The organism is Actinomadura spongiicola (assembly GCF_003432485.1).
GTDB classification, from domain to species: Bacteria; Actinomycetota; Actinomycetes; order Streptosporangiales; family Streptosporangiaceae; genus Spirillospora; species Spirillospora spongiicola.
This window is the reverse complement of the sequence record NZ_QVNQ01000009.1, coordinates 1-15,545: the sequence shown is the minus strand read 5'-3', so window position 1 is coordinate 15,545 and position 15,545 is coordinate 1. Positions and strand designations below refer to the sequence as shown.

The 15,545-nt window shown below is 71.5% G+C and carries 18 protein-coding genes and 1 pseudogene; 7 read left to right on the top strand and 12 right to left on the bottom strand.

What is annotated here, in order from left to right; translation table 11 throughout:
* Positions 1–19: 19 nt before the first annotated feature.
* From D0T12_RS36755 to D0T12_RS26145, 3 genes are all read right to left on the bottom strand, one after another.
* Complete coding sequence (locus tag D0T12_RS36755) at positions 20–361, bottom strand: MFS transporter (RefSeq protein WP_147339646.1); 342 nt, start codon at positions 359–361, stop codon at positions 20–22.
* Positions 313–591 (bottom strand): MFS transporter, encoded by a 279-nt coding sequence (locus D0T12_RS36750; RefSeq protein WP_117402549.1) that lies wholly within the window; start codon positions 589–591, stop codon positions 313–315. The genes D0T12_RS36755 and D0T12_RS36750 overlap by 49 nt, the downstream gene beginning before the upstream one ends.
* 209 nt (positions 592–800) lie before the next feature.
* Positions 801–1,151, bottom strand: coding sequence for an ArsR/SmtB family transcription factor (locus D0T12_RS26145; protein ID WP_117402972.1), 351 nt, complete (start codon positions 1,149–1,151; stop codon positions 801–803).
* A 76-nt stretch (positions 1,152–1,227) separates the two neighbouring features.
* Between D0T12_RS26145 and D0T12_RS26140 the strand changes: the two genes are divergently transcribed.
* Entirely contained in the window at positions 1,228–2,490 is a 1,263-nt protein-coding gene (locus D0T12_RS26140; protein WP_199487713.1) for an MFS transporter, read from the top strand.
* A 521-nt stretch (positions 2,491–3,011) separates the two neighbouring features.
* Here D0T12_RS26140 and D0T12_RS26135 read toward each other — a convergent pair.
* A complete protein-coding gene (locus D0T12_RS26135) occupies positions 3,012–3,749 on the bottom strand; it encodes a peptide chain release factor 1 (protein WP_117402547.1) in 738 nt (245 codons plus the stop codon).
* Between the two features lie 397 nt (positions 3,750–4,146).
* Between D0T12_RS26135 and D0T12_RS26130 the strand changes: the two genes are divergently transcribed.
* Positions 4,147–5,001 carry a helix-turn-helix domain-containing protein gene (locus tag D0T12_RS26130; RefSeq protein ID WP_158581637.1) on the top strand — a complete coding sequence of 285 codons (855 nt, stop codon included), beginning with the start codon at positions 4,147–4,149 and terminating at the stop codon, positions 4,999–5,001.
* Here the strand turns inward: D0T12_RS26130 and D0T12_RS35555 are convergent.
* Complete coding sequence (locus D0T12_RS35555; RefSeq protein WP_158581636.1) at positions 4,998–5,138, bottom strand: hypothetical protein; 141 nt, start codon at positions 5,136–5,138, stop codon at positions 4,998–5,000. The genes D0T12_RS26130 and D0T12_RS35555 overlap by 4 nt on opposite strands.
* A gap of 106 nt (positions 5,139–5,244) precedes the next feature.
* On the opposite strand from D0T12_RS35555, the gene D0T12_RS26125 reads away from it, so the two are divergent.
* Genes D0T12_RS26125 through D0T12_RS26110 form a run of 4 tightly spaced genes read left to right on the top strand, consistent with a single transcriptional unit; the run spans position 5,245 to position 8,688 of the window.
* Entirely contained in the window at positions 5,245–6,333 is a 1,089-nt protein-coding gene (locus tag D0T12_RS26125) for an alkene reductase (RefSeq protein WP_267900423.1), read from the top strand.
* Entirely contained in the window at positions 6,330–7,337 is a 1,008-nt protein-coding gene (locus tag D0T12_RS26120; RefSeq protein WP_117402541.1) for an NADP-dependent oxidoreductase, read from the top strand. The genes D0T12_RS26125 and D0T12_RS26120 overlap by 4 nt, the downstream gene beginning before the upstream one ends.
* Entirely contained in the window at positions 7,334–7,909 is a 576-nt protein-coding gene (locus D0T12_RS26115) for an NAD(P)H oxidoreductase (RefSeq protein ID WP_117402539.1), read from the top strand. The genes D0T12_RS26120 and D0T12_RS26115 overlap by 4 nt, the downstream gene beginning before the upstream one ends.
* 14 nt (positions 7,910–7,923) lie before the next feature.
* Positions 7,924–8,688 (top strand): SDR family oxidoreductase, encoded by a 765-nt coding sequence (locus D0T12_RS26110; RefSeq protein ID WP_117402538.1) that lies wholly within the window; start codon positions 7,924–7,926, stop codon positions 8,686–8,688.
* A 347-nt stretch (positions 8,689–9,035) separates the two neighbouring features.
* Here the strand turns inward: D0T12_RS26110 and D0T12_RS26105 are convergent, their stop codons facing one another.
* The 3 genes from D0T12_RS26105 to D0T12_RS26095 form a co-directional block, all read right to left on the bottom strand.
* Positions 9,036–9,812, bottom strand: a complete 777-nt coding sequence (locus tag D0T12_RS26105; RefSeq protein WP_117402537.1) for an alpha/beta hydrolase — start codon at positions 9,810–9,812, stop codon at positions 9,036–9,038.
* A gap of 422 nt (positions 9,813–10,234) precedes the next feature.
* A complete protein-coding gene (locus tag D0T12_RS26100) occupies positions 10,235–11,188 on the bottom strand; it encodes an ADP-ribosylation family protein (protein WP_117402536.1) in 954 nt (317 codons plus the stop codon).
* A 190-nt stretch (positions 11,189–11,378) separates the two neighbouring features.
* A complete protein-coding gene (locus D0T12_RS26095) occupies positions 11,379–12,554 on the bottom strand; it encodes a coiled-coil domain-containing protein (protein ID WP_117402535.1) in 1,176 nt (391 codons plus the stop codon).
* A 119-nt stretch (positions 12,555–12,673) separates the two neighbouring features.
* Here D0T12_RS26095 and D0T12_RS26090 point away from each other — a divergent pair, with 119 nt between their 5' ends.
* Entirely contained in the window at positions 12,674–13,705 is a 1,032-nt protein-coding gene (locus tag D0T12_RS26090) for a tyrosine-type recombinase/integrase (RefSeq protein WP_117402533.1), read from the top strand.
* Between the two features lie 75 nt (positions 13,706–13,780).
* Here the strand turns inward: D0T12_RS26090 and D0T12_RS26085 are convergent, their stop codons facing one another.
* From D0T12_RS26085 to D0T12_RS26070, 4 genes and pseudogenes are all read right to left on the bottom strand, one after another.
* Complete coding sequence (locus tag D0T12_RS26085; RefSeq protein ID WP_325050845.1) at positions 13,781–14,194, bottom strand: nitroreductase family deazaflavin-dependent oxidoreductase; 414 nt, start codon at positions 14,192–14,194, stop codon at positions 13,781–13,783.
* Positions 14,195–14,249: 55 nt separating this feature from the next.
* Entirely contained in the window at positions 14,250–14,936 is a 687-nt protein-coding gene (locus D0T12_RS36000) for an SgcJ/EcaC family oxidoreductase (protein WP_199487712.1), read from the bottom strand.
* A 107-nt stretch (positions 14,937–15,043) separates the two neighbouring features.
* Complete coding sequence (locus D0T12_RS26075) at positions 15,044–15,427, bottom strand: hypothetical protein (protein ID WP_117402529.1); 384 nt, start codon at positions 15,425–15,427, stop codon at positions 15,044–15,046.
* A 1-nt stretch (position 15,428) separates the two neighbouring features.
* A pseudogene (locus D0T12_RS26070) lies at positions 15,429–15,545 on the bottom strand (IS5/IS1182 family transposase); the annotation flags it as partial.

Sequence of the window (15,545 nt, the reverse complement as noted above, 5' to 3'; positions counted from 1 at the left end):
GCGTACAGCGCCTGAGCGATCAACGTCGACCCCACGGCGAACGAGAAAGCCCCCTGGACGAACACGAGCACCAAGAAGGCCACGGCGCTTCCCGCCACGACCGTGAACAACGTCCATCCGCCGAGGAGAGCGACCCGCCCGGTAGAAGGACCCGCATGGGACGCGCGTCGGACAGGCGTCCGGCCACGGTGACCCCGGTGAACGACCCGAGACCGAACAGCGCCAGCGTCACCGGCACCCACCCCGCGGCGCAACCGGCGACGTCGGTGACCAGCGGCTCCAGATAGGTGATGACGCAGAAGGTGGCGGCGTTCACCAGCGCGGCCACCAGCAGCACGACCACCGACCTCGGGCTGCGCAACGCTCCCCGTTGCCGTCGAGCACCGTCCAGGCCCCGGCGGCGGTTTCCGGCACCGACCGGACCACGGCGACGACGGCGGGCAGGCACAGCAACGCCACCGCCCAGAACGCCCACCGCCAGCCGAGGGCGTGACCGAGCGCCGCGCCCGCGGGCACCCCGGCGACGCACGCGAGCGTGATGCCGCCCAGCAGGACGGACGTCGCGCGCCCCTTGGCGTCCGGCCCGGCCATGACACTCCTCGCTGACCGGATCAGAACCGCTTCACCCGCGAGGTTGTAGGGCGGCGGCCGATCCGCGCCGTTGATGGAGACGCGGAACAGTGACCCATGGGCGTAGCCGGAACCGGTCGGTTACGGCTTGAGTATCGCGACCGTTAAGCGCTTTGCTCGTCGTCACCGGCCCGCCCTCCGTCGCTGCCGAGCCAGATGTTTCCTGAGGTTTACGACGCCTCGACGGTGCCGGCGGTCGTCGTGTCACCGGCCCGGCGCCGCTCGTTCAGCACGGCGTCGAGTAGACCGGGGAAGCGTGCGTCGAGGTCCTCGCGGCGCAGTCGAATCAGGCGGGACCTGCCCCGCACCGTCGTCCATGTCACACCGGCCTCGCGCAGGACCCGGTAGTGGTGCGACAACGTGGTCTGGTGAACGCCGATCTCGGCGCCGATCGCGTTGCAGAGGTCCTCACCCATCCGGTCGAGCCGCAGGACGAGGTCCAGCCGCACCGGATCGGCCAGGGCGCGCAACACGTCCACCAGCCGGATGTCCTCCACCGCCGGTTGTGACACCTCACGCATGGCCGCCTCCCGTGTGTCGCACACCGGCATGATACGACACTTTGATACATGGACAAGTATCCATATATTGCCTAGGGTGTCGTTCGGCACGTCCGAGGCTCCTTCGGAAAGGCGGCACCACCCGGTGTGGAAACGACTGCTCCCCCTCGCCCTGGCGACCTTCGCCGTCGGCACCGACAGCTACGTCATCGCGGGCCTGCTTCCCGCCATCGCCACCGACCTGCACGTCTCGACCCCCGCCGCCGGGCAGCTGGTGACGGTGTTCGCCCTGGTGATGGCCCTGTCGGCGCCCCTCATGGGCGCGCTCACCGGTCGACTGGACCGGCGGTCCGCGCTCCTGGTCGCGTTGACGGTCTTCGTGGTCGGCAACGCCGCCACCGCTCTGGGCACCGGCTACGAGGTGGTGATGACCGCCCGCGTCGTCACCGCGATCGGCGCCGGGATGATCAACTCCGCCGCCGCCAGCACCGCGGGGGCCATCGCGCCCCCGGAACGCCGGGGCAGGGCACTGGCCTTCGTGCTGGGCGGCCTCACGCTGGCGTCCGCGTTGGGCCTTCCCCTCGGCACGCTGATCGGCCGCACCGACTGGCGCCTCACCCTGTGGGCCGTCGCCGGGATCGGCCTCGCCGCGGTCCTCGGAATCGCCGCGGGCCTGCCCAAGGTGACACTCCCGGCCGCCTCCCTGCGGGACCGGCTGCGTCCGCTCAGGCAGGGACGGGTCCTCGCGCTGCTGACCGTCACCACGCTGGTGTTCCTCGGCGCCTACACCCTCTACACCTACGTCGGCCCGGCCCTGAGGAAGGCGACCGACGGCTCCGAAGCGCTGCTCACCGTCGTCCTGCTGGCCTGGGGAGTCGGCATCCTGGCCGGGAACATCGTCGCCGGACGACTGGTCGACCGGTACGACCCCGCGCGGGTGCTGACCGCCCCCCTCGCCGTCGGCGCCGTCGCCCTGGCCCTCACCTCGGTCGCGACCGCCACGCTGGCGTCCACCCTGGTATGGGCCCTGGTCTGGGGCACGGCCCTGGGCGTCGTGGTCGTGCCCCAACAGCACCGGCTCATAGCCCTCAGCCCGGCCGCGGCGCCGGTTCTTCTCGGCCTCAACTCCTCGGCCATCTACGCCGGGATGGCCCTCGGCGGCGGCCTCGGCGGACTGGCCCAGGAATGGGTCGCGCTCCCACCAACCGCCTTGGGCCTACCGGCCGCCGCGGTCACGCTCCTGGCACTGCTCTATCACCTGACGACCGCGCGCCCGCAACGTCCCCGACCGGCACCGCCCACGCACCGGCGGATGACGGGGCGCGCTCCGGCGTTGAAGGGACGCCGATGGGACGACTGACGAACGTGGATCCGGCCCGCGGCGACCCGACGCGACGCCTGCGCGCCGAGGGGCACCACGAGACGCCTCAGCAGACGGCCTGCGGCGAACGACGCCAAGCGGGCCGCCACCCACGCCCTTGGTGAGCGTGGGGGAGTGCGTTCCCGCCATCGTCGCCGGAGTCGACTGATCGAGGACGGACGGGGCAGCGGTGACGACAAGGCCAACCAATCGGCCCGAGGCTCCTGCGACAACAGTGAGCCGCAGGCTGGACGTGCGCCCGGCGCAGACCGTGGAGGGGAGCACTGAGGTAGGCGTTCAGCTCGGCAGAGTCCTGGGGCGGCGCGCCCTCGGACGCCATGCCGTGGTCGCCACCCCGTGACGAGCCGATCTCGCGGAGCGGTACCTGCGCCTGGAGCGACGATCCGCCGACAACCCCTCTTCGGGCACCGCACACTGCCGCCCCGTCCACACGGCTTAACATCATCGCCCGTCCGGCGACCCATCGCTCAGGTGGACGGCTCGGGTGCAGGAACAGGCACCTACCATTCGGACAGTCCGGCGGCCGACAGGGCCCGGAGCACGCGCAGCGCGTTGGCCTTTGCTTCCCCCGGACGACGAGCCATTCCGCACGCGGAGACCCTGGAGGACACATGGGTCACCCGGACGGTGAGGAGGTCGAACGGACGGCGGTAAGGGGGCGGGCAGAACGTTTCGATGCGTAGGTCCTCCCCGTCGCCGGAAAGCTGGAATTCGGCACCGACGTCGGGGAGTACCGTCACCCAGTCCGAGCTCTCGCCCTTGAGCACCGACCAGACGCCCGTCTCGCCCTCTCCCGCGGTGAGGGCGAAGGTGGAGTGGTCGCGGGCCTGGTCCAGGTAGCGGACGTGCCAGCCGCGTCGGCGGGCGAGGGCCTCGTACTCTCGCAGCAGGTCGATCTTTTGGTGTTCCGCTTCGAGTCCCAGGTCCGTGTCCTGATCGTCGTCCGGCTTCCGCCCCCTGACGTGCATGATCACGTCGTAGGGGTCGTGACGGTCCCAGCGGGCGACGTCGCGTTCGAGCGCGGCGACTTCGCTCGCCAGCCGGTCGATCTCCGCCGTCCAGCCCAACTCGCGGGCGGCGGCCAGATCGGCGCGCAGCGGACCGAGCCGCAGTAACCGCCGCAGCGCCTCACTGCTGCGCCGCAGCCGGCGGTGAAGGAGGAAATCCCGGTACACGGCAGGGTCCGCGAGCCTTGCCTCGACGGCCACGGACTCGGCCACAACGTCCTCGTACGTCATGCACCCTCCGTCAGAGATGGGCGAGGCGGGTTCGTGAACGCTATGGTGCCCGCCGCCGCCATGGCACCGCCGTCCTGCATAGCCCGTTCGGGTTGGCGGCGGTCCCGGGGGTTCGCCGGTGACCTCGATCGATCCGACCGCGTAGCCGCGGTCCGCGCGGCTCTGCTCCTCACGGCCCCACGGCGCACCTTCGCAGACATCTGATCAAGCGCCCGCCCGCCAGGGACACCACAACGTACCGCTGCCGACGCCACGCCCGTGCCCACCCCAGATCTCGGTGAAGGTCGCCTCCACACCAAGATCCCGTTCCCGGGGGCGGGCGGCCAGCACGTGACCGGCTACGACATGACCGGCACCCCTCATGGATCGCCTTGTAACCCGCCTGTACTGTTCGTTCGTGGACGTCCAGAGCGAGCTCAGCCGGTTCCTCAAATCGCGCCGCGCCCGGCTGCGCCCGGAGGAGGTCGGGCTGACCAGCTACGGCAGGCAGCGCCGGGTGCCGGGGCTGCGCCGCGAGGAACTGGCCCAGCTCGCCGGCGTCAGCGTCACCCACTACACGCGCCTCGAACAGGGCCAGAGCCAGAACGTGTCGGCCGAGGTCCTGGACGCCATCGCCGGCGCACTGCGCCTGACCGCGGATGAGCGGGCGCACCTGCACCGGCTGGCCCGGCCGGATGCGCCCGGCTCGTTGAGCGACGAGTCCGCCGGCGTCCGCCCCGGCCTGCTCGGTCTGATGGACTCCATGGTGCTCACCGCCGCCCTTCTGATCGGCCGCCGCACCGAACTGCTGGCCTGGAACGCCCTGTTCCACCAGGTGTTCGGCGAAATGGGTCCGGTGCCGAGCCAACGCACCGCGTCGCACTACCTGTTCCTCAACGAGAACGCGCGGCGGTGGGGCGCCTATTGGGAGCGCAACGCCCGCGCCAACGTGGCCTATCTGCGTACGGGCCTGGCCCGCTATCCGCACGACGAGCGCCTGAAAGGGCACATCGCGGCGATGCGCATGCGGAGCCCGGAGTTCGAGGCGCTGTGGCAGGCCCACGAAGTGGAGGAATGGTCCGGCAGCGGCGAGAGCCTGGTGTGGGACCACCCGGTGGAAGGCCCCATCGAGTTCGACTACCAGCGCGTGCTCCTTCCGGACGACCCCGAGGTCCGGGGTCTCCTGCTCTGGTCGGCCCGACCGGGCACCCCGTCGCACGATCGGGTGCGTCGGCTCGCCGCTCTCGCCACACCCGGATTCCCCCTCGCCTAGCCCGCGGCTTCCTTGATCAACAGCGAGGCCGTACAGGCGGCGGCTTCGGATCCGCCGCGGCGGCCCGGCAGGCCGGGCTGGCGTGGTCGGTTCAAAATGATCCGTTTCAGGATGGTGGTCATGGCGTAGCCGGTCATGTCCTGGCTGGTCACCGGGTGGGTAGCCAGAACGGGGATCTGGGTGCGGACGCGACCTTCGCCGAATCTTGGGGCGTACCCGATCCCTCAAGAAACGGACGACGCAGTGAACCCCAAAGACGAGTTCTTCCGACCGGTCACCCTGGGCAAGCTTGAGCTGCCGAACCGGCTGGTGATGGCACCGATGACGCGCAGCAGGGCGTACGGCGGGCTGGTCGGCGACCTGACCGCGCGGTACTACGCCCAGCGCGCCTCGGCCGGGCTGATCATCACCGAGGCCATCCAGGTGAGCGAGATCGGCCAGGGCTACATCCAGACGCCCGGCCTGCACACCGACGAGCAGGTCCACGCGTGGCGGACGGTCACCGACGCGGTGCACGCCGCCGGCGGCAGGATCGTCGCCCAGCTCGTGCACTGCGGCCGGATCGGCCATCCGATCCTGTACTCCGACGGCGCGCTGCCGCTGGCCCCCTCGGCGGTCGCGTCGGGCGAATCGCTCTTCACCCCCGACGGCATGCTGGAGCATCCGGTGCCGCGGGAGATGACCGCCGACGACATCGCCGCCACCATCGCCGACTTCACCGCGGCCGCCCGCAACGCGATCGCCGCCGGTTTCGACGGGGTGGAGCTGCACGGCGCGAACGGCTTCCTGCTCCACCAGTTCCTGGCCGACGGCTCCAACCTGCGCACCGACGGGTACGGCGGCTCCATCGCCGGCCGCATCCGCCTCACCGTGGAGGTGGTCGAGGCCGTCGCCGCCGCGGTCGACCCGGAGCGGGTCGGACTGCGCCTGTCGCCGGGGCTCGCCTACAACGGGATCGTCGAGGGCGACACCGCCGACCTCTACCGCGCCCTGGTGCGCGCGCTGGCGCCGACGCCGCTGGCGTACCTGCACCTGTTCGAGGCCGTCACCCGCGACATGACCAGGCTCGTCCGGGACGAGTGGCCCGGCGGCCTGCTGCTGTGCCCGCACCCCACGGCCGACTCCTTCCCCTCCACGCCCGAGACCGGGGCGGCGGCCCTGCGCGAGGGAGTCGCCGATGCGATCGCGTTGGCCACGATGTGGCTGGCCAACCCCGACCTGCCCGACCGGGTCCGCGCGGGCGGCCCCTACAACGAGCCCGACGCCGACACCTTCTACGGCGGCGACCACCGCGGCTACACCGACTACCCGATCCTGGACCTCCCGGCATGAGGGGGCGCGAGATCCAGCTCGTCGAACGCCCGCACGGCGAGCCGTCCCTGTCCCAGTTCGCCCTGGTGCACACCGAGGTGCCCGAACCCGGCGACGGCCAGATCCTGGTGCGCAACCTGTGGATGTCGGTCGATCCGTACATGCGCGGACGGATGAACGACGCCCCGTCCTACATCGCGCCGTTCCGGCTCGGCGCGGCGCTGGACGGCGGCGCGGTCGGCGAGGTGATCGCCTCCCGGGACCCCGACGTCCCGGTCGGGGCGACGGTTTCGCACTTCCTCGGCTGGCGCGACTTCGCCGTCCTGAACGGCTCCGACGCCACCGTCGTCGACACCGCGCTCGCCCCGCCCGCGGCGTACCTGGGGGTGCTGGGCACCACCGGCCTGACCGCCTACGCCGCGCTGACCCGCGTGGCGCCCGTCCAGCGCGGCGACACGGTGTTCATCTCCGCAGCCGCCGGGGCGGTCGGCCTCGTGGCCGGGCAACTCGCCCGCCGGCTCGGCGCGGTCAAGGTGATCGGCTCGGCGGGCGGCCCCGACAAGGTGGCCCGGCTCGTGAAGGACTTCGGGTTCGACATCGGCCTCGACCGGCGTGACGGCCCCATCGGCGCCCGACTCGCCGAGGCCGCGCCCGGGGGCATCGACGTCTACGTGGACAACGTCGGCGGCGAGCATCTGGAGGCGGCCATCGACTCGGCCCGGCCGGGCGGCCGGTTCGCGCTGGTAGGGGCGATCAGCCAGTACAACGCCACCGGGGCGGTCCACGGCCCGCGCAACCTCTACACCGCCTACAGCAAGGAGCTCACGTTGCGCGGCCTGCTGGTCAGCTCCTACTTCCCGTTGTTCCCCGAGTGGATCGAGCGTGCCGCGGGCTGGCTCGCCGACGGCTCGCTGCGCGAGGAGCACACGGTGGTGGCCGGGCTGGAGCAGGCTCCCGCCGCGCTCCTCGGGGTGCTGCACGGCGCCAACCTCGGCAAGATGCTCGTCCATCTGGCGGAAAGGTGAGCGCCGGACGGCACGCCCTGCTCGTCCTGACCCACCCCCGCCCCGACTCACTGACCGCGCAACTCGCTCATCGCGTCGGTGAGCGGCTCGCCGCCGACGGGCTCACCGTCGATCTCCTGGACCTGCACGCCGAGGGGTTCGACCCGCGGATGATCCCGGCGGACGAGCCGGACTGGGCCGACCGCGACAAGCCCTACTCCGCGGAGGTTCGGGCGCACGCGCGGCGACTCGACCGCGCGGACGTGATCGTCGTGGTCTTCCCCGTCTGGTGGTTCGGCCTGCCGGCCATCCTCAAGGGCTGGATCGACCGGGTGTGGAACTACGGCTTCGCTTATGGCCGCAGGGTGCCGCGGCTGCGCGACAAGCAGATGCTCTGGCTCGGCCTGGTCAGCTACACGCGGGAGCGGTGGGCCGAACTCGGCTGGGACGAGCCGGTCGCCCGCGTCCTGCGGGAGGGCATCTCGGAGTTCTGCGGCATCACCGACGTATCCGTTCACTTCATTCACGATTCGCTCAGCGCGGGCGAGCGGGCTCTGACGTCCGCGGACCTCGCCCTGCAGGCGATCAAGTAAGAGGAGGAGAAAACATGGATCTGCATCTTGCCGGCAAGACCGCGGTCGTCACCGCCGCCGGCGGCGGCATCGGCGGCGCGGTCGTCCGCACCCTGATCGCCGAGGGCGCCCGGGTGCTGGGCGCCGACCGCGCGGTCTCCGACCAGCTCAAGAGGAGCGGAGCCGTCACCGTCGAGGCCGACCTGCTCACCGCGGACGGGATCGAGGAACTGCGGCGGGTCGCCGACAGCGAACTCGGCGGCGTCGACCTGCTCGTCAACGGCGTCGGCGGCCTGGCGGGCCTCGACCTCGGCGCCCTGCCCGACCTGAGCGACGAGACCTGGCAGCGGGCCTTCCAGCTGAACTTCTTCAGCAGCGTGCGCATCACCAGGGCCCTGCTTCCCAGCCTGCGCGAGGCGGTGGTCAACGTCTCCACCAGCGTGGCGCACTGGCCGGCGACCGGCCCGCACTGGTACGGAGCCTCCAAGGCGGCCCTGACCGCCTTCAGCAAGGGACTCGCCGACGAGCTCGGCCCCCGCGGCATCCGCGTCAACACCGTCTCACCCGCGCTCATCCGCACCCCGCTGTGGGACGAGTACGGCCCTCGCCTCAGCCAGTCCCGCGGCGGCGACTTCCAGCAGCTCATGAACGATCTGCCCGATCAGGTCAACGTCACCCTGGGCCGCTGGGGCACCCCGCAGGAGGTCGCCAACGTGATCGCCTTCCTCGGCTCCCCGGCCGCCGGCTACGTCACCGGCAGCGACTACGTCATCGACGGCGGGCTCCTGAAGGTCCTGTAGGCCTCACGACCCGGGGTGGGAGGGCAGCCGGCGCCCTCCCACCCCGGACGTGTGCACTTCGTCCGTGATTCGGCCGTGCCTCCGGATCACATCGGTCTGGCGCGGAGGACGGGCGTGGGCTCACCCCGCCGTCCACACCAACATGACCCCGGACGGGCAGGTCCGGCTGCGCACCGACCGCCACCTGGACCTCACCGACCTCCCGAAGGCGTCATCTCGGCTCAACGAGTTGGCGGCATGGACCCAGCTGATGAGGGCGGTGTTGGGGCGGTTGTGCGGTGTGCCGGCCACGGCCATCGAGGAGGCTCGGGACCTGTCCTCGATGGCGGCGTGCCGGCCGGTGCCGCCTACCGCCGTTGCCGGCCCGACGGCGCGGCCCCAACCTGCGGCTGGCGCAGATGCCGGGCGAAGAACCCGGCCGCGTCCTCCCCTGCGAAGTGCGGAACACCGGTGTGCCCGCCCATGTTGGCGTGCAGCGTCTTCTCCTCGGAACCGAAGGCGTCGAACAGGTCCAGGGCCACCTGCCGGTCGTTGCCTTCGTCATCCCACTGCAGGAGCACATGCAGCGGAATGGTGACCTGCCGGGCCTCCTCGAACATGGTGCGGGGCACGAAACTCCCGGCGAACAGGCCGGCGGCCACGATGCGCGGCTCGACCACCGCGAGCCGGATGCCGATGGAGATCACTCCCCCCGAGTATCCGACCGGTCCTCCGATCTCGGGCAGCGACAGGAGGACGTCCAAGGTGGCCTGCCATTCCGGGACCGCCCTGTCGACGAGCGGGAGGACGAGGGCGTCGATGATCTCTTCGCCGACCGGCTCGCCGGCCTCCAGGGCCCGGCGCAGGGCGACGCGGGCCTGCTCGGCGCCGGGCAGGCGGGGCCGGTCGCCGCTCCCGGGGAGCTCGATGGTGGCCGCGGCGAAACCGTGCACCGCGCACTGCCGGGCCCGCGCCACCAGCCGGGGATACATCCTGCGCAGTCCGAGCGGCGGGTGGCCGAGCATGATCAGCGGGACCGGCGCGGACGTCGATGAGGGGGTCCACAGGATGCCGGGGATCTCACCAAGGGTGAACTCGCGTTCCAAGGCGCCGTCATCGAGGCGCTGCTCAGAAGTGAATCGCATGGTCGTGCCTTTCGGGAGTGCTCTTGAACGGCGCTCCCGGACGACCTATCGCCCGACCGCGGCCCCGGAGGGGAGCACCCATGTCGATACTGCGTTCACGGGTACCACCTCCTCGTTCTCTGGCACGGCCATCGGAAGGCTAGCAGCGGTCGCCATGGTCCGCTAACGGGTTTATAAGCGGTCATGGTCTCCTCTCAGCGATCTTCTTCTCACACTGTGAGGCTTCCGGGTGTTGCGACGCCGTGCGAGTCACGGGGGAGTAGCTGCCCCTTCCGCGAGCGGGACGCCGCCGGACAACACGACCACATCCGCTGTTGCGCCCCCCTCTTCGACGAGACCGTGACACGGAGGGTCCTCGTCCGGTACGCCATCAGACGCGTCCGACGGCGAACTGCCGGTGGGACGCGTCGTCCACCTCAGGTCTATTGATCGGCCAGGACGTCCACGGACGGCAGGTCGCGGTGGCGATGATGAGCGTCGGCGATCTCCGCGAGTGCGGAACGCCCCAAAGCGCGGTAGGCCATGACGAGGAGTTCGTGGGCGTGAGCCTCGCGGACCGGGTCGCCGCCGGACGTCCAGTGCAGGTCGCGGCCCAGAACCAGGGCCTCGGCCGGATCGCCCGCCGCACACCGGCCCCGGGCGTCCGCCACGCTCTCTTCGCGGGCTTCGGCGTCCTGGAACAGGTCGTGCACGTACCTCGCGAACTTGTTCTGGTCGGCTCCGTTGTGGGCGGGACGGTCCAGCGCGGTCTCTCCGACGACGAGTGCTCCCGCGCTGTCCAGGGTCGTGATCCGGTCCGGGTCAACGGGCGGGATGACGGGCGGGTGGTACCGGTCGCTGTAGGCCCTGCCCACCTCGGGCCGGTCCGCGGTCTCGTAGGCGGTCAGCTTGTCGCGGAGCCGGCGCAGGCGATCCCGCGCCTCGGTCGCGCCTTCTCCATGGCGCGGATCGTCGAGATCGAACCAGACCCGTTCGAGGTAGTCGCGGACGGCCTCCAGCGGCGTCGCAGCGCTGGTGTCCAGGCCGCCTCCGTCGTTGCTGTAGTAGGAGGCGACGCCGGTGCAGGTGCGGCCGTCCTCGAACCACAGGCCGTAGTGCAGGCCGTCGCTGCCACCGGTCATGAAGGTCAGGAACTCGGGCGGGTCCCGGTAGAAGCGCCAGTGCACGCGTATGTCGATGCCGTCACGGGGTCGCGCGCCGGGATCGGCGAACAGGTCCATGATGCCGGCGGTGCCGAGCCAGAGGTCGTCGTGCATGGCCCGTCGCTCGTCCGCGTCCAAGGACTGGTGGAACTCCCAGAACCGGAAGATGGACTCCGGCGGTTCCAGACCCCAGTCACGCTGGAAACGTTCCTCGATGCTTGCCCGGTTCTCCATGCTCCCGGCCCCCTCCGGCGTCCCTCGCCACCCGACACGACTGACTGATCTTGCAAGGGGACGACGCTACGCCACCAGCCCCTCCAGCAAGGAACGAACCGGGCATCTCGCTCCAGTCGCCAGCCGGTCATCATCTGCGCTGCTCTCGAATCAGGCGGGGCGGACGGCTCACCGGCGGTGCCGCTCTGCGCTACCGGTCTTGTGAATCCTGAGAAGAGTCGGGTGCCGGTTCGCGGGTCGCCAGTTCGGCGGCGATGGCGCGTTCGCGTTGGGCGACGGCCTCGGCGCGGGCGGTGTCACGGTCGCGGGCCAGTTCGGCGGACCGTGCCTGCTCGGCGCGCAGGTCCAGGCGGGCCTCGGCCAGCTGCTCGCGGAGCCGTTCGTTCTCGGCGCGCAGGTCGGACGCGTCCCTGCGCGCGGCGTCGGCCTGGTCTCGCGCCTGGTCGGCGTCCTGACGCAACCGGTCGATCTCGGTCCGGGCGGCCTCCAGGGCGGCGACGGCCTCGCCGCGGGAGTGCCGTGCCGAGGCGGCGCGTTGGTCGGCGCGTTCGCGGGCCTGCTCGGCGGCTTGGGCACGTGCTTCCTCGGCCGCACGGAGCCCTTCGGCGCGGGACTGCGCCTCGCGGGCCTCGGTCGCCTCCGCGCGGGCCCGTTCCGCGTCGTCGCGGGCGGTGTCGGCGGCGCGGCGGGCTTCGGTGGCCTGCGACCGGGCGGCCTGGGCTTCCAGGCGGGCCTGTTCGACCTGCGCCCGCGCCTCGGCGGTGACGCGGTCGGCCTCCAGACGGGTCTGGCGGACGTGCTCGTCGGCTTCGGCGCGCGCCGCGCGGATCGCCCGCTCGGCCTCCTCCTGGGTGTCCCGTACCGCAGCGTCCGCTTCGGAACGGGCCTGTTCAGCCGCTCGGAGCGCGTCGTCGCGCTCACGTGCGGCCTGCTGGGCGTCGCCGCGGGCGGAGGCGGCCTCCTCACGCGCCTCCTCCGCTGACCGCTCGGCACGGACCGCCCGGGCGGCGGCGTCCTCACGGTCGGCGAGCGCGGCCGCGACGGTCTGCTGCGCCTCGGCGCGGACCGCGCTGATCCGTGCCTCGACCCCACGCGGCGACAACTCGGCGTCCAAGGCCTGGGCGAGCGGGGCCAGCGCGGCGGTCAGGCCCTGCTCCATCCGCTCGTACAGGTCCTCGGCGCGTGCCAGGGCCCCTTCCAGGCCGGGCGCGGCGCGGCTCAACTCCCGTTCGCGCTTGGCGCGGGCCTGGCAGTCGCCGTCCAGGCAGTACTCGCGTGGACGGCCGCGCCCTCCGCGCCGGGGGACGGGACGCCCGCAGTACCGGCAGCCCCGATCAGCCGTCACCTGCTGCTCGTTCACGGTCACCCACCCAGCCTAGACTTTCTGAATATCTATTTCCAGAAAATAAGAAGCCTTGGAAATCGCGACTTCTAACTGACGACAATGCTCGTTCTCAGAAGTTGGCTCGGCTAGGCTGCCGTCCCATGGACGATCTCCAGCCGCGCGCCACGACCACCGCCACGCCCGTGTGGCGCACCGGCCCGCACGACCGCGGCCCGTTCATGGTGTACGTCGCCTCGCTGGAGAGCCCGCGGTCGCGGCGCGCGATGAGCGCCTGCCTGCACCGGCTGGCCGCCATGCTGCACACGGCCGCCGGCCGCGAACCCGGCCCCGCACCCGGAGAGACGTTCCCGTGGGCGGAACTGCGCGCGGAGCACACGACCGCGTTGCGCGCCCTGGTCGGACGCCAGACGACCCACGGCGCGGAAGGGCAGCCGGTGCCGTGGTCGCCCGCCTACCGCAACCTGCACCTGTCCGCGCTGCGCGGCGTCCTGCGGACGGCGTGGCGGCTGGGGGAGATGTCCACCGACGACTACCAGCGGGCCGCGTCGGTGCGGAACTTCCGCGGGACACGGCTGCCCGCCGGACGCAGCGTCCACACCACCGAGTTCACCGCCCTGCTGCGGGCCTGCGCCACCGACCGCTCACCCGCGGGCGTCCGCGACGCGGCACTCCTGGCCGTCCTCTACACGACGGGCGCACGGCGCGCCGAGGTCGCCGCGCTCCGCCGCGAGGACTACGACCCGGGGGAGCGGTCACTGCGGATCGTCGGCAAGGGAGAAAAACAGCGGCTGGAGTACCTCCACGAGAGCGCCGCCACCCTGCTGGGCGCGTGGCTCGCGGTCGACGACGCCCCGCGCGGGCCGCTGTTCAAACCGGTGCACCGGTCGGGCGCCGTCCAGCACCGCGCGATGAGCGACGCCGCCGTGCGCAACGCGGTCATCAAACGCCGCAGACAGGCGGCCCTCCCGCCGATGACACCGCACGACTTCCGCCGGACGTTCATCGGCGACCTCCTCGACCAGGGCGTCGATCTGGCGACCGTCCAGCACCTGGTCGGACACGCCTCCCCGGCCACCACGGCCCGCTACGACCGGCGCCCCGAACGACGCCGACGCGACGCCGTCGACAGACTCCCCTTCCCCGACGCGCAAGCCCCGCCCCCGCCTCGATAACCCACCTAGACCGGACGACACCGAACAGCACGCCCGCACGCCTAGCTCAGTGCCGGGGCCACTACGCCACCGCGCTCACCCGGCGACGGTCAGCGGTGTGTCGCCTTCCAGAATGACCAGTGGAATGTCTCGTTCAGAGGCTGCCTGGTAGCGGTCGTAGAGAGGGAACACCGACGTCATCACCTGCCACAGCGAGTCCTTCTCCTCCGGGGTAGCGGTACGTCCCCGTGCGGTGAAGATGTCGGTGCCGACCTGCACGGTGACCTCCGGATGTGCGCTGAGGTTCAGGTACCAGGCGGGGTGCTCGGACGCTCCGCCGTTCGATGCCACCAGTAGATAGCGATCGCCGTGCTGCCCATAAATGAGAGGGGTACGGCGTAGCAGGCCTGACTTGCGGCCGCGCGTGGTCAGTAGCAGCGTGGGCGACCCATGGTAGAGGTGCCCTTTCCGTCCGCCCGATTCGACGTAGGTGCGGATGTGCTTGGCCACCCAGTCGATGGGGCTGTCGTGGATCTCTTGCTTCCCAGGAGTTGTCATCGGTCTTTCAGGACGCCTCCGTTATCGGCGTGTTCTGGCCTCCGGCCAGCCACCAGTGATCGTTCCGCTCGATCAGAACGTACATTGCCATCTCGGCTGACAGCGGGTGGTCCTTGCCGTCGTCGGCGACCGGTCGGCGGCGCACGTGCGCTACCGCGACGCCCGGCGCGGGGGCCAGCGTCTGGACGATCTCGTAGCGCGAGGCCGGGACGACCGGCCGGGCCATCAGCCGCCGGTGGACGGCGTTGAGGGCATCGTAGCCGGCGAGCGTGCGGCCGTGCGGGCTGCCCCACAGCACATCGGCGGCGAACATCCCGTCGTAGCGGTCGGCGTCCTGGTCCTCGGCCGCCGCGTTCAGTTCGGCGACCAGCATCTCCACGGCGGCTCGCGCGCCTGCGGAGGCGACCGGGTCGTGCAGCGCGGGCCGGTCGCCGTCGCCGGCGCCGGGACGGGGAGCGCGCAGCGGCCGCAGGGCCGTCGCCCAGCGCGTCACCTCGTCCAGCATCCGATCACGTTCCCCCACCCGCTCCGGCCGCGGCGCGCAGTCCTCGCCGTCGAAGTCCTGGAAGATGTTCAGCGTGACGTGCGGCCCGACGCCCGCCATGCCCAGCGCGGCCGTGACCGACCGCAGATGCTCCACAGCGCGCGTCCCGCCGTCCCCGCCGGACCGGCCGCCACCCGGGGCGAGAGACACCGAAGGTGAGGGGTACGGGTGTGCCCGGAGCAGGGCACCCATCGTCTGCCTGCCCGCGACTCGGCCGTGGCTCCCCGGGGGCCGACGGTCATGACACCGGGCAACCCCTACGGTCCGGTCGTCACGCTCTCATGCACCAAGCGCAGTCCCATGTTCCCCGTCACCAGCTCTGCTCGCCGTAGCGCTGCCTCGACCGTGGTGCACGTCAGGTCGAACTGGTCGGTCGTCATCAGCACCAGCCGGTTCACGCCGGTGTCGAGCGCCAGAGCGAACACTTCCCGGTACCGCCCCTCCCCGAACCAGCCCTCCAGAGCGCGCACCGACAGCGGTGACCGCGGCACGAGCGCGTCATCTTCCGGTTCGACGAGGTCAAGCCACTCCTCGGCACCCGGCTCGCGGCCCATGCGCAGTTCCGGCTCGGCCGCCCAGCGCACCCCGTCCCGGGTGGCCGCGACCGTGCAGGCCAGCCCTTCCTGCGAGTAAGACGTCATCTCATTTGGCGAGTCGGCGGTGACAGATGAGGGTGGCGGCGATGCCGACGAAGGCCAGGAAGTGCTCGGGCTTGCGTTCGTAGCGGCGATGCAGGCGGCGGCAGCCGCTCAGCCACGA

Coding starts and splice junctions, on each gene's coding strand:
- D0T12_RS35555 (WP_158581636.1), bottom strand. CDS start 5,138: ATGACCGGCTACGCCATGACCACCATCCTGAAACGGATCATTTTGAAC.
- D0T12_RS26105 (WP_117402537.1), bottom strand. CDS start 9,812: ATGCGATTCACTTCTGAGCAGCGCCTCGATGACGGCGCCTTGGAACGC.
- D0T12_RS26120 (WP_117402541.1), top strand. CDS start 6,330: ATGAGGGGGCGCGAGATCCAGCTCGTCGAACGCCCGCACGGCGAGCCG.
- D0T12_RS36750 (WP_117402549.1), bottom strand. CDS start 591: ATGGCCGGGCCGGACGCCAAGGGGCGCGCGACGTCCGTCCTGCTGGGC.
- D0T12_RS26090 (WP_117402533.1), top strand. CDS start 12,674: ATGGACGATCTCCAGCCGCGCGCCACGACCACCGCCACGCCCGTGTGG.
- D0T12_RS26135 (WP_117402547.1), bottom strand. CDS start 3,749: ATGACGTACGAGGACGTTGTGGCCGAGTCCGTGGCCGTCGAGGCAAGG.
- D0T12_RS26075 (WP_117402529.1), bottom strand. CDS start 15,427: ATGACGTCTTACTCGCAGGAAGGGCTGGCCTGCACGGTCGCGGCCACC.
- D0T12_RS26100 (WP_117402536.1), bottom strand. CDS start 11,188: ATGGAGAACCGGGCAAGCATCGAGGAACGTTTCCAGCGTGACTGGGGT.
- D0T12_RS26145 (WP_117402972.1), bottom strand. CDS start 1,151: ATGCGTGAGGTGTCACAACCGGCGGTGGAGGACATCCGGCTGGTGGAC.
- D0T12_RS26110 (WP_117402538.1), top strand. CDS start 7,924: ATGGATCTGCATCTTGCCGGCAAGACCGCGGTCGTCACCGCCGCCGGC.